Source organism: Ignatzschineria sp. F8392, assembly GCF_002252045.1.
In the GTDB taxonomy this organism is placed as follows: Bacteria; Pseudomonadota; Gammaproteobacteria; order Cardiobacteriales; family Wohlfahrtiimonadaceae; genus Ignatzschineria.
Genome location: NZ_NEFF01000001.1, coordinates 957,352 through 978,917, shown reverse-complemented (window position 1 = coordinate 978,917; position 21,566 = coordinate 957,352). Strand labels below are relative to the sequence as shown.

The 21,566-nt window shown below is 42.2% G+C and carries 18 protein-coding genes; 6 read left to right on the top strand and 12 right to left on the bottom strand.

Annotated elements, in window-relative coordinates:
• Nucleotides 1-372: 372 nt before the first annotated feature.
• From B9T19_RS04270 to B9T19_RS04260, 3 genes are all read right to left on the bottom strand, one after another.
• Nucleotides 373-1,698 (bottom strand): DUF3100 domain-containing protein, encoded by a 1,326-nt coding sequence (locus tag B9T19_RS04270; protein ID WP_094567329.1) that lies wholly within the window; start codon nucleotides 1,696-1,698, stop codon nucleotides 373-375.
• A 239-nt stretch (nucleotides 1,699-1,937) separates the two neighbouring features.
• Nucleotides 1,938-3,488 carry an aldehyde dehydrogenase gene (locus tag B9T19_RS04265; RefSeq protein WP_094567328.1) on the bottom strand — a complete coding sequence of 517 codons (1,551 nt, stop codon included), beginning with the start codon at nucleotides 3,486-3,488 and terminating at the stop codon, nucleotides 1,938-1,940.
• 205 nt (nucleotides 3,489-3,693) lie between these two features.
• Nucleotides 3,694-4,563: an NAD(P)-dependent oxidoreductase gene (locus B9T19_RS04260; RefSeq protein WP_369828058.1), complete on the bottom strand. Its 870-nt coding sequence runs from the start codon at nucleotides 4,561-4,563 to the stop codon at nucleotides 3,694-3,696.
• Between the two features lie 156 nt (nucleotides 4,564-4,719).
• Between B9T19_RS04260 and B9T19_RS04255 the strand changes: the two genes are divergently transcribed.
• Nucleotides 4,720-5,604: a LysR family transcriptional regulator gene (locus B9T19_RS04255; protein WP_094567326.1), complete on the top strand. Its 885-nt coding sequence runs from the start codon at nucleotides 4,720-4,722 to the stop codon at nucleotides 5,602-5,604.
• Nucleotides 5,605-5,660: 56 nt separating this feature from the next.
• Here the strand turns inward: B9T19_RS04255 and B9T19_RS04250 are convergent, their stop codons facing one another.
• Both B9T19_RS04250 and B9T19_RS04245 read right to left on the bottom strand, forming a co-directional pair.
• Complete coding sequence (locus B9T19_RS04250; protein WP_094567325.1) at nucleotides 5,661-6,134, bottom strand: hypothetical protein; 474 nt, start codon at nucleotides 6,132-6,134, stop codon at nucleotides 5,661-5,663.
• Nucleotides 6,134-6,397: a hypothetical protein gene (locus tag B9T19_RS04245; RefSeq protein WP_094567324.1), complete on the bottom strand. Its 264-nt coding sequence runs from the start codon at nucleotides 6,395-6,397 to the stop codon at nucleotides 6,134-6,136. The genes B9T19_RS04250 and B9T19_RS04245 overlap by 1 nt, the downstream gene beginning before the upstream one ends.
• Nucleotides 6,398-6,720: 323 nt before the next feature.
• Here B9T19_RS04245 and B9T19_RS04240 point away from each other — a divergent pair, with 323 nt between their 5' ends.
• Nucleotides 6,721-7,605, top strand: a complete 885-nt coding sequence (locus tag B9T19_RS04240; RefSeq protein WP_094567323.1) for an endonuclease — start codon at nucleotides 6,721-6,723, stop codon at nucleotides 7,603-7,605.
• A 152-nt stretch (nucleotides 7,606-7,757) separates the two neighbouring features.
• Here B9T19_RS04240 and B9T19_RS04235 read toward each other — a convergent pair whose 3' ends face one another.
• The 5 genes from B9T19_RS04235 to B9T19_RS04215 all read right to left on the bottom strand — a co-directional run bounded on the left by B9T19_RS04235 (nucleotide 7,758) and on the right by B9T19_RS04215 (nucleotide 13,322).
• Nucleotides 7,758-7,979: a heavy-metal-associated domain-containing protein gene (locus B9T19_RS04235; protein WP_094567322.1), complete on the bottom strand. Its 222-nt coding sequence runs from the start codon at nucleotides 7,977-7,979 to the stop codon at nucleotides 7,758-7,760.
• Between the two features lie 77 nt (nucleotides 7,980-8,056).
• Nucleotides 8,057-8,770, bottom strand: a complete 714-nt coding sequence (gene torD, locus B9T19_RS04230; RefSeq protein ID WP_094567321.1) for a molecular chaperone TorD — start codon at nucleotides 8,768-8,770, stop codon at nucleotides 8,057-8,059.
• Between the two features lie 156 nt (nucleotides 8,771-8,926).
• Nucleotides 8,927-11,455, bottom strand: coding sequence for a trimethylamine-N-oxide reductase TorA (torA, locus tag B9T19_RS04225; RefSeq protein WP_094567320.1), 2,529 nt, complete (start codon nucleotides 11,453-11,455; stop codon nucleotides 8,927-8,929).
• 206 nt (nucleotides 11,456-11,661) lie between these two features.
• Complete coding sequence (torC, locus tag B9T19_RS04220) at nucleotides 11,662-12,858, bottom strand: pentaheme c-type cytochrome TorC (RefSeq protein ID WP_198959032.1); 1,197 nt, start codon at nucleotides 12,856-12,858, stop codon at nucleotides 11,662-11,664.
• Between the two features lie 293 nt (nucleotides 12,859-13,151).
• Nucleotides 13,152-13,322, bottom strand: coding sequence for a hypothetical protein (locus B9T19_RS04215; RefSeq protein WP_094567319.1), 171 nt, complete (start codon nucleotides 13,320-13,322; stop codon nucleotides 13,152-13,154).
• Nucleotides 13,323-13,802: 480 nt separating this feature from the next.
• On the opposite strand from B9T19_RS04215, the gene B9T19_RS04210 reads away from it, so the two are divergent.
• Together B9T19_RS04210 and B9T19_RS04205 are read left to right on the top strand one after the other, a co-directional pair.
• The gene (locus tag B9T19_RS04210; RefSeq protein WP_094567318.1) at nucleotides 13,803-14,834 is read left to right on the top strand and encodes a hypothetical protein; all 1,032 of its coding nucleotides are present in this window, start codon (nucleotides 13,803-13,805) and stop codon (nucleotides 14,832-14,834) included.
• A gap of 90 nt (nucleotides 14,835-14,924) precedes the next feature.
• The gene (locus tag B9T19_RS04205) at nucleotides 14,925-15,935 is read left to right on the top strand and encodes an FUSC family protein (protein WP_094567317.1); all 1,011 of its coding nucleotides are present in this window, start codon (nucleotides 14,925-14,927) and stop codon (nucleotides 15,933-15,935) included.
• A gap of 422 nt (nucleotides 15,936-16,357) precedes the next feature.
• Here the strand turns inward: B9T19_RS04205 and B9T19_RS04200 are convergent, their stop codons facing one another.
• Together B9T19_RS04200 and purD are read right to left on the bottom strand one after the other, a co-directional pair.
• Complete coding sequence (locus B9T19_RS04200) at nucleotides 16,358-18,505, bottom strand: BCCT family transporter (RefSeq protein ID WP_094567316.1); 2,148 nt, start codon at nucleotides 18,503-18,505, stop codon at nucleotides 16,358-16,360.
• 532 nt (nucleotides 18,506-19,037) lie between these two features.
• Nucleotides 19,038-20,303, bottom strand: a complete 1,266-nt coding sequence (gene purD, locus B9T19_RS04195; protein ID WP_094567315.1) for a phosphoribosylamine--glycine ligase — start codon at nucleotides 20,301-20,303, stop codon at nucleotides 19,038-19,040.
• Between the two features lie 272 nt (nucleotides 20,304-20,575).
• Here purD and B9T19_RS04190 point away from each other — a divergent pair, with 272 nt between their 5' ends.
• A complete protein-coding gene (locus B9T19_RS04190) occupies nucleotides 20,576-20,773 on the top strand; it encodes a YqaE/Pmp3 family membrane protein (RefSeq protein ID WP_094567314.1) in 198 nt (65 codons plus the stop codon).
• Between the two features lie 447 nt (nucleotides 20,774-21,220).
• On the top strand, nucleotides 21,221-21,565 hold the full coding sequence (locus B9T19_RS04185) for a DUF485 domain-containing protein (RefSeq protein WP_304441074.1): 345 nt from the start codon (nucleotides 21,221-21,223) through the stop codon (nucleotides 21,563-21,565).
• The last annotated feature ends 1 nt before the right edge of the window (nucleotide 21,566 follow it).

The following is a 21,566-nucleotide window of genomic DNA, read 5'->3' as shown; positions in this document are numbered from 1 at the left end:
CAGTAGACCTCGAAAACGCTTTAATTTTAGGTCGCCTATCGAAGTTATTACAGAACTATTTCACAAGGAATATGAAGCTACTCAGATGACTAAACATTAACTGTTGCGTTAGGAATTAGAATTCAAGAAGTCATAAAATAATAGAAGTCATAGAAGTCATAAAACCATAAACTTTATGATCAATGACGCCATTATGATTCAATTTTACAAATGCCTATCAACCGCAAATTGGCCTTTTTAGATAAAGTAATTAACCAAGTAACAGATAGAGCGGTTGATTTTTGAGATAAAAAAAGAGTGACTCCGAATTAATCGAAATCACTCTTATTATCTCAACTGATGATTGTCTTATTGAAAAAAGTAGCTCTTCTCCTAAAGCAGAAGATCAGCAATAAAGGCGGAGCCTAAGAAGGTGCCGGTGAAGGTTAAAAGTGCAACAATTGCGATCTTGATTCCTGACTTTTTAAAGAGATCCACTTCACGTTTTGAAATTGCAATACCTGCATAGGCCAATGCCGGGGTGATAAGTGGTAAGAGCCCTAACTTCTCTGTCATTGTGACTAGATGATCTGCCGTTGGCATAAAGGGAAGCCCGAAGAAGATCGCAAGAAGTGAGATCCAAGCAATGGCTGGAATTTTAATGGGAATAATCTTTCCTAACAAAACGCCACCAACACTTAAAGCGTAGATAATGATCATCCCAGGGAGAGCCACTAATGGAGAGGTTCCTGTTCCTGCCCAGTTAGAGATCAGAAGAATGACAGACATCACCGCAAGTGCGATCAATACTTGAAGCGTTGAGAGTCGAAGCTCTTCACCCTCTTCTACCACTTCTGCTTCTAAGAGTGAATTCTCCTCTAAGGCTGCTTCCATCGCGCTATTGACTGCAGCAGGCTTACGGATTTTGCTTAAAAATTTATAGCAATACTCGGCAAGAGGTAACGCCACAAAAACACTCACAAAGAGTCCTGTCCCATAAGTTAAGAGATTTGAAGTTGCGGCAAAAGCAACAATATCCTCTGCTTGATTCGGAACCACTTCAGCAAGTGAGGCTGAACATGCCCCCATCATACTGCCACTTCCAACACCACATGCCATTGCTAAAGCACGAACATCGAAGTAATCCCATGAAGCCATAAAACCGGCAAGAAGAGAGAAGTAGATCGCGCCGAAAAGTGTCCCCATCACGTAGACGCCCATCACCCCGATCCCTTCTGGACTCTTAATGCCAAAACGATCTGCAACTAATGCAATATTGGGTTCACGCGCAATTGAGTGTGTCGCGCCCACAGATTCACGCCCCATTCTAAAGAGAAGAACCGCAACCGGCATCGCAACTAAAACGGTAGCCACATTTCCAAGCTCTTGCAAAATCAGTGCCGGACCTGCAGCGATAATATCATTAATTTTAGGACCAATACCGATAGAAAACTTGGCGATAAAAGGCATCACACAGATCAAAACCCAATGGCTCGCCGTCTGTGCGCTTGGGCCAATAATTCTCCCGGTGCCGGGAATAATATTGCCGTTAAAGAGGACAGAGAAGAGAAAGGCGTAAAGAAGCGGAAGAAGGATAACAATTCCGATCCCGATATCAAATTTCATAATGCCAATTATCTCTGCCAGAACGGTAACGATAATAACCACCAGATGCAGACGCCAATCTAACAGCTTCGAATAATGCTCATGCTTGCTCATACTCTAATCCTCCATGATCACTGAAGTGATCTTTATCTTATTTATTCTCATTATTATCTATCTACTACTGCTTCTACTGCTTCATCTACATCTACATCTACATCTTATGTTAATGACATATTTCGAGACATATCTCGATGAAGATCGCATATTCCACATGGCACATATGCCCCATATAACTCGAGCATCTCATATATCTCGAAAATATGATATCGACTGTTGTCATCAACAATGCCTATCTATGATGACTTCTCCTGAGCGCCATATCCAAAGTTTACAAGCGGTTCGACCGCCCTTTCAACCCAGACACTTTTAACCTGACTATAAGCCCTTAAAGCCTCTAATCCAGATGAGCGCCCATAACCACTCGCGCCATAACCACCAAAAGGGGAGCTCACATGAATCGTCTTATAACCATTGATCCAAAATGTTCCCGCCCTTACCTGATCGGCAACACGATGCGCTTTTGCAACATCACGACACCAAACAGCTCCGGCAAGCCCAAAGGCACTCTCATTGGCGATAGCAATCGCTTCTGCTTCACTGTCGAAAGGTATTGCCACAACAACAGGACCGAAGATCTCTTCTTGAGCACACTGCATCCGATTATCACCGATCAAAACAGTAGGATAAACATAATACCCGCTACTTGAAGGGAGAGATTCTACATTATTATTAGGAATTTTTGCGCCTTCCGCCAAAGCTTGCGCAATCATTTTGCAGACATGAGTGTACTGTTTTCGGTTCTGAATAGGGCCGATCTGTGTCGCTTCATCAAGCGGATTCCCCACTTGGAACTGATTCGTAGTTGCGGCAAGATCATTGACAAATTGCTCAAAAATAGTTCGCTCGACTAATAGACGTGAACCGGAGACACAACTCTGCCCCGCAGAACCAAAAATGGCATTTTGCGCACCTCTCAATGCTTTCTCATAATCAGCATCAGCAAAGACAATATTGGCGGACTTCCCTCCTAACTCTAAAATGGCAGGAATTCCCTTTCGTGCGGCAGCAACAGCGATCTGCTCACCGGTATTAGGAGAACCGACAAAAACAACCTTCTCAATATGGCAACGTTGAATCATCATCTGCCCAATGGTATGACCATAGCCGGCAACAACATTGACTAAACCTTTCGGGATGCCAACCGCCTCGATCAATTTCGCTAAGATTAAGGAGGTGACCGGCGTTAATTCTGAAGGTTTTAAGATCACGGCATTTCCTGCGGTAATTGCCGGCGCAATCTGCCATCCTGCCGTAAAGATCGGTGCATTCCAAGGTGTGATCTGTAACACGGTTCCTAAAGGTTCGTAGAGAACATAATTGAGATGAGTCGTAGGTACTGGAATCACCTCCCCATGCAGCTTATCGCTCCAACCGGCATAATACTCAAACATCTCCGCAACTTTAGCGACCTCCCCACGTGCATCACGAATCGGTTTATTGCCGACAATCGCCTCTAACTCCGAAAGCTCCGCACTCACGGCCCTAATCTTCGCCCCAACCTGAAAAATTAAGCGTCCACGATCAGCAGCACTCATCGCGCGCCACTTTGCTTGTGCTATTTTTGTGACCTCATTGAGCTTTGGAATGATCTCTAAAGATGCATCCCGATAGGCGTAGAAGAGCTCTCCATTATCGGCATTGTAGAGCTCAATATCGCTTCCATCGCCAATCAACCACTCTCCGCCGATATAACTGCCGATACTCTCAGCGCCGGGGAAAAATCGATTAAATAATTCCCAGAAACGGTTTTGTATCTGATTCTCTTCTCTATAATAACGCCCCATCTTCTCTCCTCTCCTTGTTCTTAATCTCTTCATCTTATTTTTTTATCTTATTTTTATCTTATTCTTTTAATACTCATTTCGAGTTTCTAGCTATCTCTCTCTATCTCTCTCTATCTCTCTCTATCTCTCTATCTATTTCTCTAACTCTCTGTTAAAGGTCACTACTAAAGATCATTGAGTGATAATTAAATTGGCAATAAAGAAATTAGCCATAAATCTTGCTATCGCTCTGCTTTACAATCTCATTAAAATCGGCATGATCCTCTAGAAGAGTACGACTCTTCTCCCAAAGAGCGATAATCTCTTGACTGAGTGGCAACTCCATCCCCATCTTTTCCATTAATGACTCTGCTAATCCCACATCTTTACGCATCAATCCCATCGTAAAGCCGGAGTTGAAAGCACCATTAAGAATCCAGAGTGGAAAATTGACCTCGCTCGCCGCACTTCTTCCCGACCCTCTATTGATGCCGGCAAAAAAGGCCTCCGGCTCAACGCCGGCTTTAGTTGCTAACGAAAGTGCTTCTGCAGTTGTGATTAGATGAGCCGCAATCAATAGGTTATTACAGATCTTTACTATATTGCCGGCACCAGCCTTCCCAACATGAACCTGCGTTGAGCTCATCGCCTCTAAGAGCGGCTTTAATGCCTCAAATAACCATCTATCTGCGCCAACGACCATTGTCATCGTGCCGGTAAGCGCGCCTTTAGGTCCCCCCGAAACAGGAGCATCCACAAAGAGCATCTCTTTCTCAATAAAGCGTTGATAGATCGTTCGCGTAACATCAGGAGTCGAGGTGCTAGTATCAATCACCACTAAACCTTTCTCTCCCCACTTCTCAATCTCATTACTACAATCGAGAACATGTTCCGCTTTTGGTAGAGAGAGCAGCAGAATTCTCGTCCCTGCGATCAACTCCTCTACGGGTAAAATCTTAACGCCGGCATCCATAGCACTATTTCGTGCCGCTTCACTTAAATCAAAACCACTGACACGGTATCCCTTCGACAATAGATTCTTCGCCATCCCTAGCCCCATATTACCTAAGCCGATAATTGCGACATCCTTCAATATTTCCTGATCCATATTCCACTCCCTTCTCTCTCTTATCTCGATCATTCTGATCAATTTCAGTATAGAGAAAGTCAAAATGTGCAACAATAAAACGAATTGGGAATTTTGTTCGTTTTAACGCAACACTCATCTAAAAAAAGAGCGAGGAGTTACTCTATGATTAAGAAGCATCGCGTCTACTATCTCTATCAAGCTGTCAAATATGGTGGAATTCGTAATGCGGCAGATATTCTCAATATCGCGCCCTCCTCTATTAGCCGGCAAATCACCCTGCTTGAAGAGGAGCTGAAAACATCGCTCTTAGAGAAGAATTTAAGAGGTGCGCATCCTACAGAATCGGGAGAATTAGTCTTAAAGTATTTTGCTCACTCATTAGAACAGGAGGAGGATCTTCTCGCCTCTTTAGCGGCGCTACAAGGATTAGAGCGAGGAAAGGTAACAATTGCAACAGGTGAAGGATATCTACGCCACTTAGCAACAATTATCTCCCAATTTTCTAAAGATCATCCTCAGATTGAGGTGCAGCTCTCTGCCGGAAGTAGCAATCATGTTGTCCGAAAAGTGAGTGATAATGAAGCCCATATCGGAATCGCTTTTAATCCTATCTTAGAGCCCAATTTACGGGTCCATTTTAAGCGCCAACATACCGTAAAAGCCTTTCTTCCCCCGACACATCCTCTTCTAAATGAGAAAGAGCCTTTAACCCTTGCGCAAATCAGAGATTATCCCTTAGCGATGGGTGATATCTCTCAAGGGATTCGACAAATTATTCAACGTGTGGAAGATGAGGAGGAGGTCACGCTTCACCCCACCTTAAAATGTAGCCAGCTCCATATGTTAAAACAGTATGCGATTGGTGGTGGCGTCACGCTACTGCCTGAATTTATGCTTTATGAGGAGGATCGAGATCGATTAGCACTCCACCACTTAAGTCACCCCTATTTTAATCGAACAGAGACCTATATGATAACTCGGCGCGGTCGTCAACTGCCTCCGGCAGCACAAAAATTATTAGTGATGATTTTAAAGATGTTTCCATAGAGCCATAGATCCATAGAGCCGGAGGGTCGTAAAACCATAGAGGCTATTGATCACTATTACTCAAGATGATCTGAAAAGAGTTGCCGATGATCTGCCCGTTGCCACAATGCGACGAGTGTCTCACCGGCAGCGCGTTTCTGTTCTTCATAAGTTGCCCCTTTCCGCTCCATTCTGCCGGCAACATAGAGCGCTCTTAGATAGGGATTTCGATGATTGAGGAGTCGTTTGGCATCTTCAATACCGATACCGCTACCTCGTAAAACTTGATAAACCCCCTGATTAAAATCGTTGATGCGATCGCTATTCATCCATGAAGGGAGGTCACCTTGCGCTTGATATTGGGAGACTTTCTGCTTCACCTCCCAGGCACGTTCTTTCTGATAGAGGCTCTCTTTCTCTCGCTGTTTTTGCGATTCTTCTGAGATAAAGGAGTAGATAGCCGCAATCAGGAGCATCAATCCACGTAAAAGAAGACGCCCCACCTTATAGAGTAGGTAGATCATCAATATTACAAAAATTAATCGCACCATTACTCTTCTCCTCCCCTCCCGCGCTCCGCTTCCGCTTCTATTCTGATCTCTCTCTTCATACGTCTTTGATCTAAAAACCACTCAATTGTGATAAAGATCAGACGCACTAAGAGAAAGAGTAGAAGCAGTAAACCTGTACCGATCGCCCCAACGGTCACTAATCCCCAGATTGTTGCCGGCATAATCAATAGATAGGCCACATAATAGGCTAAAAGCACTAATAGCAGCAGTAAAATCACCATGAGTATTACAAATATCATCATCTCTTGAATTCCTTATGGGCGACGCGCAATCATCATTAACTGATCAACTAGTTAACTGGTCAGCAGGCTAACTGATTGCATTCTGATTACTCAATCATTGATTCGATCAATTACTCAATGAGTTACTCAAGTTACTCAATTAATTACTCGATCGATCGGGAAAAGTGGTTAAATTATAGCCCATCTTTCTCAATGGCTCTCAATAATAGCGGTTTATTCCCCACTCTTTTCACAAAATGGACAAATAGCAGTATAATGCGCCCTCACTTTTAAGATCTAGTACTAGATCAATTTCACTCCTCAAGGGAATCAAGAGTTATATTATGCGCCCAGGTTTTAACAAGTCGATCGAAAAAGTTATTAAAAAGAGTTTTAAGAAACGTAATCCTAAACAGTGGATTTTAGGAATTGTTGCACTTGCGGCAATTGGTCTATTTCAATACTTCTATGGCGATGGACTGATCACTGATAAGAGCAGTAAGGTCACCAGCTTTGAGCAGGCAAAGAGAGAGCTTGTTAAGATCTACAAAGCCTATCCTGATCAAGAAGAGTTCTATTGTGGCTGTGATTTTACCTTCAACAATCAGAGCGGCGTTGTTGATCTTGCCAGCTGCGGTTACGTGATTCGTAATAATCCAGAGCGTGCGAATCGTATTGAGTGGGAACATGTGGTTCCGGCACATGCCTTTGGTAAAAACATGCAGTGTTGGAAAGATGGTGGTCGTAGTGGCTGTAAAGTGGGTGATGTGGATGAAAATACCCTCTTTAAGATGATGGAGGGGGATATGCACAACTTGCAACCCGCTGTCGGTGAGATCAATGCCGATCGCTCTAACTTTAGCTTTGCCGAATTAACGCCCCAATTTAATCAATATGGCGCTTGCCAATTTAGAACTGATTTTAAGAAGCGACAGGTTCTTCCTCGTGATGAGGTTAAAGGAATGATTGCACGCACCTATCTCTACATGAATGATCGTTACAATGTTCCTTTCACTAGCCGTGAGATGAATCTTATGCAGAAATGGCATCTGACCTTCCCACCCACTTCTTGGGAGTGTGAGCGAAATGAGATTATTCTTGATATTCAGGGAAATGATAATCCCTTTATCACGGAGAGCTGTAATGCAAATGGAATTCAATGGAGTAGCCATCACAGCCGCTCTTTCTTCCAGACCTTACTGCAAAACTTCCTAAAAATATTTGAGTAATTGAAGCTCTATTTTCTCAACTTATATAGATTACTTATATAAAATACTTATATGAAGTATTTATATGAGGTACTAAAGAGATAAAAAAACCAGCGATTATGTCGCTGGTTTTCTTTTAATCTGCTGACGGCTGACATGCCGGTTTAAGATCTTTATCGAGAAATAACCTCTGCGGCAAAGCCGATATCATCAATGATCTCAATAATAGCGCCTTCAGAGATAATCTCCGAAGCAAACTCTACTGTAGTCTCTCTCTTCTCAACACTCGATTCTACCGACTTAATACCATCTAATTCTCGTAAGGCAGCATCAATACTACTTGTACAATGAGAGCAGCTAATTTCTGGAATGGAGAGAGTAATTTTTTTAATCATAAAAAGGCTCCTAAATCGCTCAAAAGCGGAGAAATAATCAATAACCCGATAACCTTAACAAAAAGGGAGATATTCTGCTATACATCAAGCGCAATCAATCGCTCAATTTCAGCAGTTAAATAATCATTATCGGCTAAAAGATAAGCTACTAAAAGTGATCCCATCGCACTATAGAAGGTGCAACGACAGTTAGTCACTCGCTGTAGTCGTTCATTCCAAAGAGGTACCCAAAGTAGTAATCCCTCTTGTAGAAAGGTCTGCTGCGCAATATATTCACTCTTTAAGAGCGTGCTATCTTCATCCTGCGCCTCTAGATCTCTTACTAATTGCTCACACCATTTTTGTAATAGTGCCAGATAGATTGCTAAATGATCAGAAGGCTCCTTAAATGAGTCTAAAATTGCTAAGCCACTCTTTGAAAGCAGTTCTCGCATCTTACGCTCCGCTTCGGCATACATCATATCGCCATCTCCTAAATAGAGAGAGGCGTAAGGAATCGCTCCACTTTGATCATCTAAGAGAAAACAGCTTGCAAAATCAGCACGCAATTCTACCTCTACATGCTCAATCTCAGAGAATCGATCAATCGCGGATTTTACCTGATCAACTTCTAGTGCTAAACCGATCTCACTAAAGAGCGCTAGTAGTGTATTGAGTGCCCCTTCCTGATAGAGCGTTACATCACTCTCGGTTAATTCATTCGCAAAGATTCGGGCAAACCATTGATAGGTCTCCCCTCTCATTTTCGCAACGACCGCCGCTTCATTGATGATGGCTCTTATTTCACTCATAGCTAATCCTATCTGTTATCTATCTCAACTCAATAATCAAGATGCGCTGTAGCAGACTCACTACAACGCATCTCTTTGCTATACGCTAATTACTATATGCTAATTACTATACGCTAACTATCAATACTCTATGTTACGCTCTCAAGCCGATTTAGGCTATACCTCTACCGTCTCATTCCCTTCAATATCGACGACTGTAGGACCATGGAATCCTGTCGGTGCCGGCGCAACGCCAACAAACTTCTCAATCTCAACAAGACAGGTATTAGCACTTGGTGCTTGCGAGAGACTTGAGGTTCCCACATCCATCGTCAAGGTATTAGGGTCACCATAAGTATCGATCGAGCCGATTGTCTCATCAAGTGGTGAATACCATGCGCCCTCAAAGATTCTTACAACGCCTTCCGGGAAGTTATTATTAACATTTGCTCCTGCAAGCAATTGACCTCGATCATTGAAGACTCGAACGAGATCACCATGCTTAATCCCCCGCTTCTCAGCATCAATTGGGCTAATAAAAACAGGTTCTCGATCGGCGATCGCATAACTTTCACGCATCTTTGTCGCTTCACACCCTTGTGAGTGGAGACGATTGTCCGGATGCGCCGATTGTAACCAGAGCGGATAACGATCTGACTTCGGCCCACCATGGGAACGTTCCGCTTTCTCCATCCAAATCGGATGCCCTTTACAATCCTCATAACCATAGCTCGCAATCGTTCGGCTATAGATCTCAATAAAGCCAGAAGGTGTTCCTAGCGCATTAACTTCAGGGTCTTCTCTAAAGGCTGCATGACGAACCCAAGGCTTTCCTTCAGGGAATAGAACGTAGCCACGCTCCCAGAACTCTCTAAATGAGGGCATATAGAAGCCTTTTGGATAGTTTTCGTTATAACAATCCATATAGATCTTCTCAATCCACTGCATCTCATTACGATTTTGCGTATACTCTTTTTCGCGATTGAGTCGCTTACTAAATTCACGCCAAATATCAAAATCACTCTTCGAATAGTAGAGCGGATCGATCAACTTATGCATCGCAATAATACCGCGGTTACTATAGGTGCCGTAAACATCGAGGTCATTTCGCTCATAAGGAGTACAGGCCGGCAGCACAATATCAGCAAAGCGACAAGTTGCTGTCCAAGCATAATCGACCGCAACAACGGTCTCTAAGTTGCGATAGGCCCGCTTCATCTTGTTACGATCTTGCTGACGATGCCACTGATTTGCACCAGAAAAGATCGCCATCTTATAGGGCGCTAACTTAATCTTATTACCATTATAATTGATCTCTTTACCCGGCTCTAAGAGTGCATCGACAACACGCGAAACCGGAATAAAGTTGGAGTATCCTTTATAGTCGGTGCTCTTATATTTTGGCTCACGGCCAAAGTCGAGATTGAGAGGAAATGCTCCCGGCATTGAAGCTCCTGATGAAGAGACTCCCACAGAGCTATAGTGATGCGAGTAGCTGATACCACCACCTGGAAGACCGATCTGCCCTAGCATCGCAGCAACAATAGCCGCCATCCAGTAAGGTTGTTCTCCATGTTGTTGACGCTGTAATGCCCATCCGATCATCAATTGTGTGCGATTTTGCGCCATTGTACGCGCAAGCTCACGGATGGTATCTGCCGGCACCCCAGAGATCGATTCCGCCCACTCAGGCGTCTTCTCCACCATATCTTCCGTCTCCCCTTTTAGATATGGGAGAAACTCATCAAAACCTAAGGTGTAGGTCTCTAGGAACTCTTTATCATAGAGATCCTCTTTCCAGAGCGTATGGGCGATTCCCATCATCACTGCAAGGTCTGTCATTGGATTGACATAGAGATGCTCAGCATTGAGATAATTTGCCGTCATGCTCTTGACCGGATCGATACAGATCACACGAATCTCTCCATCTGCAACCTTCTCTTTAAGCTGCTCGAGATATCCATAAGCTTCATGAGTCTCTGTATTCCAACCCACCTGTAGGTTCTTCACTAGATCAGAACCCCAGATCACAATCACATCACTCTCTTCGAGAATAATATCCCAAGAGGTTCCTTGTGAGTAGACCTCTGTTGAGCCGAGGATATAGGGCATAATGACCTGCCCGGCACCGGTTGAGTAATCTCCTGCAGTCCCGACACTATTACCATGCATCGCAATTGCGCGAAGCATATGATTTCCGCAACTATGCACCTGACCTACAGAGCGCCATCCCACATTTCCGGTATGAAGTGCCCAAGGTCCAAACTGGGTCTGAATTCGCTCTAATGATTCATAGATCAGATCGAGCGCCTCATCCCAACTGACGCGAATAAAGCGATTATCACCCCGTTGGCTCGTATCGCTCTTATGGCGATGCTTATACCAATCGAGACGCACTAAAGGATAGCGTACGCGCGCCGGGCTATAGATAATCCCAGGTACCGCATCTAAAATTCTTGTAGGATAACGGTCAAATTCAAAAGGCTCTACCTCAACAAGGCGATTCGCGACAACTTTAGCGCGGAATGCTCCCCAGTGTGCGCCCGAGATACGCCACTCTGTTAAAGTCTCAATATCCACATCTGTGGGCTTTTTAGTATGAAGTAGAGATTCTGCCATCAATGCCGGCGCTACCAATGACCCACCTGCGATCAATGATGCCATCTTTAAAAATCCCCGGCGAGATCTATCTGTTTGATAACTCATATTTTAATCCTTTTTCGATAGATGAAATATGTTGTAAGTCGGCTGTTTTAACTTCTCTAGATCCAATCGATTCGATCAGTTTAATCAGTTGAATAGATCAGGTCGATTGAGCCGACTCACTTCTTCACCTATATCTTCTTTAATATTTCTTGAATATTTCTTGAATAACGTTCGATACTCTAGCGATAACCATGCGTTAAGAGAGATTAACGCGCACTCTGATTGTTTTTAAAATCCATCGAGTGTAGCTGGAGATACTTTAAGACCACTTTGGAGGTATCTTCATCCATATTGGTAAAGCCCACCATTCCGGCAAATAAGCCTGGCCAGGTATTGGTATCGTAATGCTCAGTATCGGGTTGGATATGACAAGTACTACAACCTTTGGTATAGCTTGCATTGGCAACTTCCCAAATAGGGGTAATATCGGACATCAAGCCCCCTTTCTCAATCCAAGCGGTTCCCTTCACCTTCTGCCATTCAAGACCTGTTAAAGGATCTTCTTTTGTTTCAACAATATTAAACTCACTATTTTGTGCAACCTCTTTATCTAAAATAGCACTCACCATATTGAGGCTGTAAGCACCATAGAGAACGCGCCCATACCCCTTATTTTTACGCCATAACTCATATTCAATCTGCTCTGCATCCCCTTTCTGATCGATAATGCGAACTTCTGTTGCTACTTCAAGTGTTCCAATAGGTTCACTTAAGGATTCATCGAGATAAAGAGTCTGTGGTAAAACGTTGTAGTACTCATGATTGACGCTAGTTGAGACCTTATTCGCAGAAGCTAAGAGTTTATCGAGATCTTCATTGCGGATACTCTCAACAACAGGGAGCTGATGGGCAATACCTTTATGACACTCGATACAGCTGGTATTACGACTTGCAGCTCCTCGCATCTCCATCTCCGCCATAATATCCATCTTTTCAAAAGCCATATGTTCATAATCATGACATGCTCGACACTCTTTGGAACCATTAGCATTCATGCGGTCCCACTCTCGCTGCGCAAGTACTAAACGCTTATCTAAGAACTTCTCTCTTGTACCAATATCACCCGTTAAATGAGCCCAAACTTCACGACTTGCCTGTACTTTTCGGGCAATCTTATCGGTAAAGTTATGGGGGACATGGCAATCAGAGCAGTATGCTCGAACGCCGGTACGATTTCGGAAGTGAACGGTCTGCTGAAGTTCTGGATAGACATTATCTGCCATTGTGTGGCAGCTAATACAGAATGCCTCTGAGTTTGTTGCCTTTAAACCCGCATCGAAAGCATTCCAGAAGATAATGCCGGCAATAAATCCGCCGGTTACTAAAACACCGAGCCCTATACGCATGCTCGGCTTTAAAAAGAGATTGTAGAGCATCTCTTTTAATCGTCTAAATATTCCCATAATTAATATCCCTTAATCTAATTATCTGTGGGATCTCATCTCTCATCACTATTAATCATCATCTTTGTATATCTTGAATTGATAGATACGCCCATTCAATAACAGATAACAGTAAACAAAATCATATCTGCGAAAATCATATCTACGAAAATCGCTAATGCTAATAATTAGATAGCGAAAAGTGGATAACAAAAACTATTGCAGCGATAATGCTGCAGTTGATAAGTAGGTTGATGTTGTAATGATGAGTCAAAATAAGATCACTGACTGTCTGATCGCTCTATAGCATCTGCTTATGCCGGTGGTCCCCAGAAGAGCAGCTGCATAATCCAAACGCCTAACCCATAAGCACCAATAAGACAGAATGCGAGGAGCGGTAAGATAACAATCATCAATAGTAGAAAACGGCGCCAATCACTGCCGGCATTTCCCTCTTTATTATGTAATAGATTACTGTTTTTCATTATGAACCCCCTTAAAATTCATCAATGACTTTAAAATGACGGCACGCTAATCGCACCACAATCTTGTAGATCATTTAAGGGGAGTAGAGTGATACTCAATATAAGATTAAGTAGCGAAATAAAATTGCTAAACCACTCATCACTTGTAGCAGAGGTGCAATCATCTGATTGTCCATTGATAGTAGAACTTCAAAGCAGAACCCTATACCGCCTGCCCTAAAGAAACCTCGAGATGATCAATATCCCTTAACTGATCTATTCGATTATCTCTATTGACCTAAATCGCTTACACTAACAGAAGAAATCAATAGAGATAATTCAATAGATTCTCAAGCGTCGGGATCTTTAAGTTTCTGAAAAGCTATCTCTTTCTTGAGCTACTCTCTCCTTTTGACTATAGCAGAGATCATCTTTCTCTTCACTCTTTGCTCTATGTCAATTGATATAGATTAATTTTAGATGCAATTGTAAGGAAAATAGATGAATAATCGTTTAAATAATCAACAGATTCTCATTATTGGTGCCGGTTGGGCAGGACTGCCATTAGCTCAATTATTAACATTTCATGGGGCGGATGTGATAGCAACAAAACGAGAGATTCCATCTCAATTAGAGCGGGAAATTAAGGCGGCAACTAGCACTTATTCAGGAAGTTTACAATTAAAAGCGCTCTCTGAAAGAGAACTCTTTCAAGAAGAGACTCAATCACAAATGGAGTCCTATTTTCAGGATCGAACCATTATCATTACGATCCCGCCCTCCCCCTTCATAGGCAATAAAAAAGAAAAGTGGGAAAACAAAAAAACGACAGATCAAGAGGCTTCCCAGCAAACAATAACACCCACCTATGGTGAGATGATCGGGAGAATCATTGAGCTAGCAGAGATTTACCAAGCACGTGAGCTTCTCTTTTTAAGTTCTACCTCGCTCTATGGCGCAACCAGTGGGTTAATCCATGAAGAGATCCCTGCACTTCCCCAAACTCAAAATGCAAAAGCAATTCTAACTGCCGAGAGAGTGATCCGCAGCAGCAAGATTCCAAGTACCATTCTTCGTTTAGGGGGGCTTATCGGCAATGGTCGCCATCCTATCTTCTCTCTTGCCGGGCGAGAAGAGATTAAATCTCCCTATGATGCGATCAACTTACTCCACATTGAAGATCTCTTAAGCGCTATTGCGACACTTATCGCGCAACAAGAGAGAGACAATGATAAGAACCCCAAAGAGATTGAGATAATCGATAGAATCTATAATCTTGTTACCCCGCTTCATCTCGAACGTAAGAGCTATTATCAAGCGATGGCTAAAAAGCTTGATCTCCCCTTACCTCAATTTGAGACGCCTAAGCCGCTCTTAAAGCGTATTATCGATGGTGGGAAGATCACCCATGAGACTGATTTTATCTATCAACAACTAGATCTCATCAACGCACCACTAACACCTTTGACACCATTAACATCATTAACCCCAAAGCATATTGAATCGATCAAGATTTTTTCTATAGATCAGTGATACACTAATGTGCGGAATTTAACTCTATGGCTGGATCAATATTGCCGGCTTATTCCGATTAGATAAAGCAGTTTTCTGGAGCTTATAAATATGTCACAATCCCCTGCCAATCTGCCCAAAAAAATCTCTTTTCGAGACAGCTTCGTCTTTGTCTTTAGCATGGCTATCAGCGCCCTGATTGCCGCACAATTTATTGGTCTACATGCGGCAATCGCCTGGACTTCATTTTCGGTGCTCTGTACCTATGCGCTCTACAATGCTAAACCTGATCGGAGCAATCTTCTCTATGTGGCATTGTGGATCATATTGATCTTCAGCAGTAGCTATATTGGTCAACTATTTCATCTCACTTGGAAGTTCTATCTCTTTCTCTTTATTATTAGCTACTTCTACTACTACCTTTTTGGAAGAGATCCTGTCTTTGATCGAGCAATTCGCTTTGTCATTATTTTTGCAACAATCGGTACTGCTCTACCGATAGCAGATAGTCAACTCGCGATTGGTGGTGCGATCGGTACGCTCTCGGCACTGCTTATCTCCCACTATCTTCTACGAAAAGAGATCGATCTTGAAGCCTTTAAACAGGGGATCTTTACCCATGACCTCTTCCGGCTCGATACGAATCTTATCCCGCGAGCTTTTATCTATAGTTCAGGATTATTTTTAAGCCTGATTATTCCTCAAATGTTAGGAATCGAAAAAAATTATTGGGCAACAATCACATTCTTAATGGTGATGCCGCCCAAAGCAATGACCGTTATTCATAATACTTGGTTACGCTTCTGGGGAAGTGTGATTGCCGTAATCGCACTCTTTATTCTCTTTCAGATATCCCTCCATATCCCGATCAACAGACTCTATATCATGGTCGCTCTTCTCTTCTTTTTCGCTTTTCTTCTCCCCATCTGCTTTAAACAGAGTTATCTTATCGTCACGCTCGGCGTTACCTGTTATAGCTTGGTACTTGTTGAGTTAGGTATGTATTGGGATCATCCTCCAAAGGTTGAACTATTGATAGATCGCATTATCGAGACCTTTATCGGTGGTATTATCGCTATCATTATCAGTTTAATTCTTAAAGTATTGCGAGAAGATAGCTAATACCCCTATAAAAATGCATACAGTAATGACCTCCGGCAACTCAACAGCTCTCTTCGCTTCAATTAACTTCAATTAATCTCAATTAATCTCGATTAATCATTCTTAAGATGATTCGTTGAGGGGCGGGAGCCGACCATCTCGCTCTTTTCACCCCCGTATGCCCGCAATTTAGCATGCCCGTGATTAAACATTAATAATGTCGGAAAATAATGTCGGAAATAGTATCTTTAAAATAATCTTTCTTACGAGTAATAAGATTGCCGTCCTGCCGGCGCGTAATCTCTGGAAGTACGCGATAGTAAGATCCGGCAGCGTTCAGCCCCTGTTGCTTCTGTTTCAGTCACCGCTAATTGATAAAAAAGCGTTAAAAAAAGAGCGTAACTTTAATAAGCTACGCTCCTTATCATACTCTAGAGTATCGATTATGATTCGTTAGGGTTTGAGCCTACATCATAATCTGAAGGGACCTCAAAGTTCTGTATGAAGTAGTGATGACTTGTGTATTGGTCAACAATATCATTCATAATATTTTCTTTGGTATATCCCATAATGTCATATCCCTTACTTCCATCATCAAGATAGACTTCCGCGCGGAAATATTTCTGATTCTCTTGATCTGATTCCTCATCAAGCAGTGTAAAACTTGGTTTGAGATAATGTTTCGCTTTAACACGATAGATAAAGTTTGCATTATCACCATGATCGATCTCAAGAGAGATATCCCCTTCCTCTTCTAAATGAAGGTTAACAGGTAAACCTTGCTTGATAAATTCTAATTTAACCTCTTCAAAGGCGGGAACAACAACTAGCTCCATAAAGCGTAAGACATTATCACGACGCGGATAGACCGTCACATTACGTAGACGTTTCTGCCAACCACCAGAATCTCGAGTACTCGGTTGAACATACATATTCGCTTTATTACGAATATCGATCTTACCAAAGTCCATACGAAGTGCTTTAAAGAGCCCATAGACTGAGATCAAAATCACAATACTAAAGGGGAACGCACTCATAGTCGAGACCGCTTGTAGTGATCCTAAACCACCATTAAGAAGCAGAACAATAGCAATTAAACCAGTAATTGAACCCCAGAAGATACGCTGCCAGAGTGGTGTAACTGCCACATCTTTCTTACTTGCTAACATATCCATCACTAAAGCACCCGAGTCAGCACTGGTCACAAAGAAGACCGCAACCATCATGACAGCAATAAAGGAGATCGTTCCGCGAATCCACTCTGCCGGAATAATTGTCTGAACGGCTTCTGCTACAGGGAAATGGCTAATAAAGGCAAAGAGCGCTTTAGAGCTACCATCGGGACCTAAAAGTGTCTCTTTAAGTTCGGTAACACCATCTGATGCAATCATGTCGATCGCGGAGTTACCAAATGTTGTCATCCAGAAGAAGGTAAATCCTGCTGGAATTAAGAGAACGCCACCGACGAAGTTACGAATGGTACGACCACGTGAGATCTTCGCAATAAACATCCCCACAAATGGTGACCAAGCAATCCACCAACCCCAATAGGAGATTGTCCAGCCCCCTAACCAACCTTCGATCTGCTCCTTCATCGCAGGTGATGAAGCCGCTTCATAGCTATACATATTGAATGTGCTATTGAAGATTGATGAGAAATATTGGCCAATATTTTGCATTAATACTTCTAAAAGGAAGAGTACTTTACCTCCAAAGAGGAAGATAAAGAGCACTAAAGCAAAGGCTAAAACAAGATTGAGCTCCGAAAGGATCTTGATTCCCTTATCTAATCCCATTGAGACTGAAAGCGTCGCACAAGCAGTTGTGATAATAATTAAGATCACTTGTGTTGGCGATGCAACAGGAATTGCGGGGAATAGGTAGTTTAGACCTGTATTGATCTGCATTACCCCGAAACCGAGCGTTGTTGCAACCCCAAAGACTGTACCGATCACCGCAAAAGTATCGATAGCATCTCCCCAGCGACCATAGATACGATCACCGATCATCGGATAGAGTGCTGAACGCACTGCTAATGGGAGATTCATTCTAAAGCTAAAGTAAGCCAAGATAAGACCGACGATACCATAGATCGCCCATGCATGAATACCCCAATGGAAGAAGGTGATATTCATTGCTGATTTTGCAGCTTCAATCGTTTCAGGTGTACCGACAGGAGGATTGAGATAATGGAGTAACGGCTCTGCAACCCCGAAGAACATGATTCCGATCCCCATCCCCGTTGAGAAGAGCATCGCGAACCAACTACGATCGCTATAGGTCGGCTCAGAATGGTCAGGCCCTAACTTAATGGTTCCATAACGGCTCAATGCGACAAAGATAAATGCGATTAATATGATCCCTACTGCAAGTAGGTAGTACCAACCAAGATTTTCGGTAATCCAACCGAGCGCCCCACTAAAGAATGCCGGAGCATCTGGCAGAAAAAGCGCTAATGCAATAATGGCAAAAATGATAATATTTGCGCTAATAAAGACGGGGAGATGAAGCGATGAAAATAGACCACCATTTTCACCGTGTTGATCGCCCTCTTTATCTGGCAATTTTCCTCTAATATTTGTTGCTACCATCTGTTTTTAACATCCTTTCTCTCCCTCTAGTGGAGAGTCTTTCCTAAGAGCCCTATGCCCTTAGTTTTAATAGAGATTTTTTAATTTGACGCAAAAATAGTAACACAAAATCAATGATTTCTCATGGTTTTGCACTTTTCAACCTTAAAAGCTGCACAAATTTCGCACAACAAAATAGGCGATTAAATCTCCTTAAAAAATATCTTTTTCATAAGTAGTATCGATCGATCCATCCCTTTAACTTCGTTTCTTGATAACCTAAAATTGATGAAGAGAGGCTTTTCATGCGCAATTTGCAAGACTCGCCTCTAAAAAGCTGAGAATTCATACCCTTTAAGAAAGTTAAAAAGATTGATATAGCTCACCTATTTAGAAGAGATAAAATTATCTTCATAATATTTATACAATAACTTGACACAAAAATCGCTAACTTTTGCTTCTTTTTTACACAAAAAAGCCTCTCCCGAAGAAGAGGCTCTTTAACCGAGATCTCTCTCTCATATTGATTTCAATATTGATCGATCAATATCAATTATTGGCGATTAAACTGCTTATGCCCAATATCGGAGCGATAGAAAGTATGGGGAACTTCTAATGCTTTCATATTGCGATATGCTTTCTCATAAGCGCTTTTAAAATCATCTGCTATAGCAACATTGAGAAGGATACGGCCGCCATCACTCAACAACGCGCCATTCTCTTCCCTAACGCCGGCATAGAAAATCAATTCATCTTCACCATTAAGGTTCAATTTTTTCAATGGATGGCCAATATTGGGATGATCGGGATAACCTTCAGAAGCAAGCACAACGCCGATCGCATATTGTGGACGCCACTTAATTTCCGGCAAAGGCTTCTCCGTTAAAAGATTATGGATAATCTCAATCAGATCACTCTCTAAAAGTGGGAGAATAATTTGCGCCTCTGGATCGCCAAAGCGAGCATTAAATTCAATTACTTTAAAACCTTCTGCTGTGCGGAAGAGCCCACCATAGAGAAATCCGGTATATGGCATTCCCTCACTGCTCAAGCCATCGACAATCGGTTGCATAATTTTAGCAACAGCTTCCGAAACTTCTGGGCTATCGGCACCAAAGGTTGGCGCATAAGCACCCATTCCGCCGGTATTAGGGCCTTCATCATTATCATAAGCACGCTTATGATCTTGCGCCATCACCATAGGAATAACAACACCATTATGGACAAAGCACATCAATGAGAACTCTTCGCCCACTAACATCTCTTCAATTAAGATGCAGCTGCCCGCTTCACCAAACTTATTGCCTTCGAGCATATCATCAATTGTTGTTAGAGCCTCTTCCATATTCTCTGGAATAACGACCCCTTTTCCTGCGACTAAACCATCTGCTTTAATCACAATGGGAAGACCGATCTCTCCTACATAAGCTTTCGCCATTTCGCTATCGGTAAAGCTCTCAGAATGTGCTGTTGGCGCACCATATTTCACCATCATCTTTTTGGAGAAATCTTTACTACCCTCGATCTGAGCCGCCGCTTTATCAGGTCCCCAAACAAGTAGATCTCGGCGCTTAAACTCATCCGCAACACCGGCAACAAGACTCGCTTCAGGGCCAATAATCGTCAGATCAATCCCCTCTTTTTCTGCAAAATCAGCAAGTGCGATAGGATCAGTTTCTGAAAGTGCAACTAATGTTGCATCCTCTTTCATTCCGGCATTGCCGGGAGCGACAAAAACTTCAGAGACTAATGGGCTCTTCTTACTCTTCCACGCAAGCGCATGCTCACGGCCACCTTTACCTACAATTAATACTTTCATCTATCAAGTTATCCTAAATGAATGTTAAATGAATCGATTTCAACGATGATCTAGGTTCACAAAATAATTCTTAAATTGTGATCCTTCCTCTCCCAATAATTTCCGAAAGTATAGCATAGATGCCCTTAGGTTAAAGGTGGAAACTGATTGGCAGACTCCCCCTAAAATTTATAGAAAAAGCTGTATAGTGGCGCTATAGGGTATATAATCTAGGGATATATTTATTTTCATATCATTTTCATGATGTTTATTAAAAGAAAGAGAGTACGATTATGCGTCTATTAATTGCCATCTTTATCCCATTTTTAGTCTTCTTCACTATCGGTCGTCCGCTGGCGGGAATTGTCTGCCTGATCCTTCAATTTACCTTGATTGGTTGGATTCCGGCAGCACTTTGGGCTGTTTACGCACTATCGCAATATGATACCAATAAAAAGATCGAAGCTTTTCGCGATGGCCGCCCCTACTGAGTGGATCTAGAGTCCTTTTAAATCGGTTTTTAAAAATTTAAAACCTAAAAGCTGAAAAGTTTAAACTTTTAAAGAATAGTCCCTTACTCATTAAGAGCTACTATTGAGATCACTCGATAGTAGCTTTTTTCTATTTTCAATTCTGACTTTACACCCCCTTTACTTAATTCCTTTTTGCTTAATTATTTGACATTGAGATAAGAATTGGGGTAGTACTATTAGGCAATCATCGATTAATAATTAAAAATATATAAACAATATATAAACAGACATTAATTTACTCACAAATTTAAAATGTAGTTAAAGCGAAAGTCAACAAACAACATAATAATAAAAACAGAATAATAACTATAAATACAACAACTATAATAATTAAGTAGAAAATAAGAAGAAGAGAAAGATTACAGAGTAGATCGCGATATCCATAACCACTAGGAGGAATAAAGTATGGATCAGATGATAGATCTACAAAAAGAACCCTTAACAAGGGACGACTATAACACCATCGAATCGATGGAGAGCTTTCACCAATTTGTTCGGCAGAAGAACCGTTTTCTCTTTACGATTACGGGCATCTTTCTATTTATCTATATTTTACTGCCAATTTTGGCTTTTCAACCGATATTACAAATACCTGTCATTGGTGCAATTACCGGCGTTTGGATCTATTCGGCGCTCCTTTTCTTGATGACGATTATTCTCTGCACGCTCTATATCCGAAAGGCGACTCATTTCGATAAGCTCTCTGCACGTTTAATCGCTGAGTATCAAGCAACAAGAGGAGGACATTAAG

Bases quoted from the DNA above. Each gene is read 5' to 3' on its own strand.
- B9T19_RS04270 (WP_094567329.1), bottom strand. From the start codon at position 1,698: ATGAGCAAGCATGAGCATTATTCGAAGCTGTTAGATTGGCGTCTGCAT.
- B9T19_RS04265 (WP_094567328.1), bottom strand. From the start codon at position 3,488: ATGGGGCGTTATTATAGAGAAGAGAATCAGATACAAAACCGTTTCTGG.
- B9T19_RS04255 (WP_094567326.1), top strand. From the start codon at position 4,720: ATGATTAAGAAGCATCGCGTCTACTATCTCTATCAAGCTGTCAAATAT.
- B9T19_RS04250 (WP_094567325.1), bottom strand. From the start codon at position 6,134: ATGGTGCGATTAATTTTTGTAATATTGATGATCTACCTACTCTATAAG.
- B9T19_RS04245 (WP_094567324.1), bottom strand. From the start codon at position 6,397: ATGATGATATTTGTAATACTCATGGTGATTTTACTGCTGCTATTAGTG.
- B9T19_RS04240 (WP_094567323.1), top strand. From the start codon at position 6,721: ATGCGCCCAGGTTTTAACAAGTCGATCGAAAAAGTTATTAAAAAGAGT.
- B9T19_RS04235 (WP_094567322.1), bottom strand. From the start codon at position 7,979: ATGATTAAAAAAATTACTCTCTCCATTCCAGAAATTAGCTGCTCTCAT.
- torD (WP_094567321.1), bottom strand. From the start codon at position 8,770: ATGAGTGAAATAAGAGCCATCATCAATGAAGCGGCGGTCGTTGCGAAA.
- torA (WP_094567320.1), bottom strand. From the start codon at position 11,455: ATGAGTTATCAAACAGATAGATCTCGCCGGGGATTTTTAAAGATGGCA.
- torC (WP_198959032.1), bottom strand. From the start codon at position 12,858: ATGGGAATATTTAGACGATTAAAAGAGATGCTCTACAATCTCTTTTTA.
- B9T19_RS04215 (WP_094567319.1), bottom strand. From the start codon at position 13,322: ATGAAAAACAGTAATCTATTACATAATAAAGAGGGAAATGCCGGCAGT.
- B9T19_RS04210 (WP_094567318.1), top strand. From the start codon at position 13,803: ATGAATAATCGTTTAAATAATCAACAGATTCTCATTATTGGTGCCGGT.
- B9T19_RS04205 (WP_094567317.1), top strand. From the start codon at position 14,925: ATGTCACAATCCCCTGCCAATCTGCCCAAAAAAATCTCTTTTCGAGAC.
- B9T19_RS04200 (WP_094567316.1), bottom strand. From the start codon at position 18,505: ATGGTAGCAACAAATATTAGAGGAAAATTGCCAGATAAAGAGGGCGAT.
- purD (WP_094567315.1), bottom strand. From the start codon at position 20,303: ATGAAAGTATTAATTGTAGGTAAAGGTGGCCGTGAGCATGCGCTTGCG.
- B9T19_RS04190 (WP_094567314.1), top strand. From the start codon at position 20,576: ATGCGTCTATTAATTGCCATCTTTATCCCATTTTTAGTCTTCTTCACT.
- B9T19_RS04185 (WP_304441074.1), top strand. From the start codon at position 21,221: ATGGATCAGATGATAGATCTACAAAAAGAACCCTTAACAAGGGACGAC.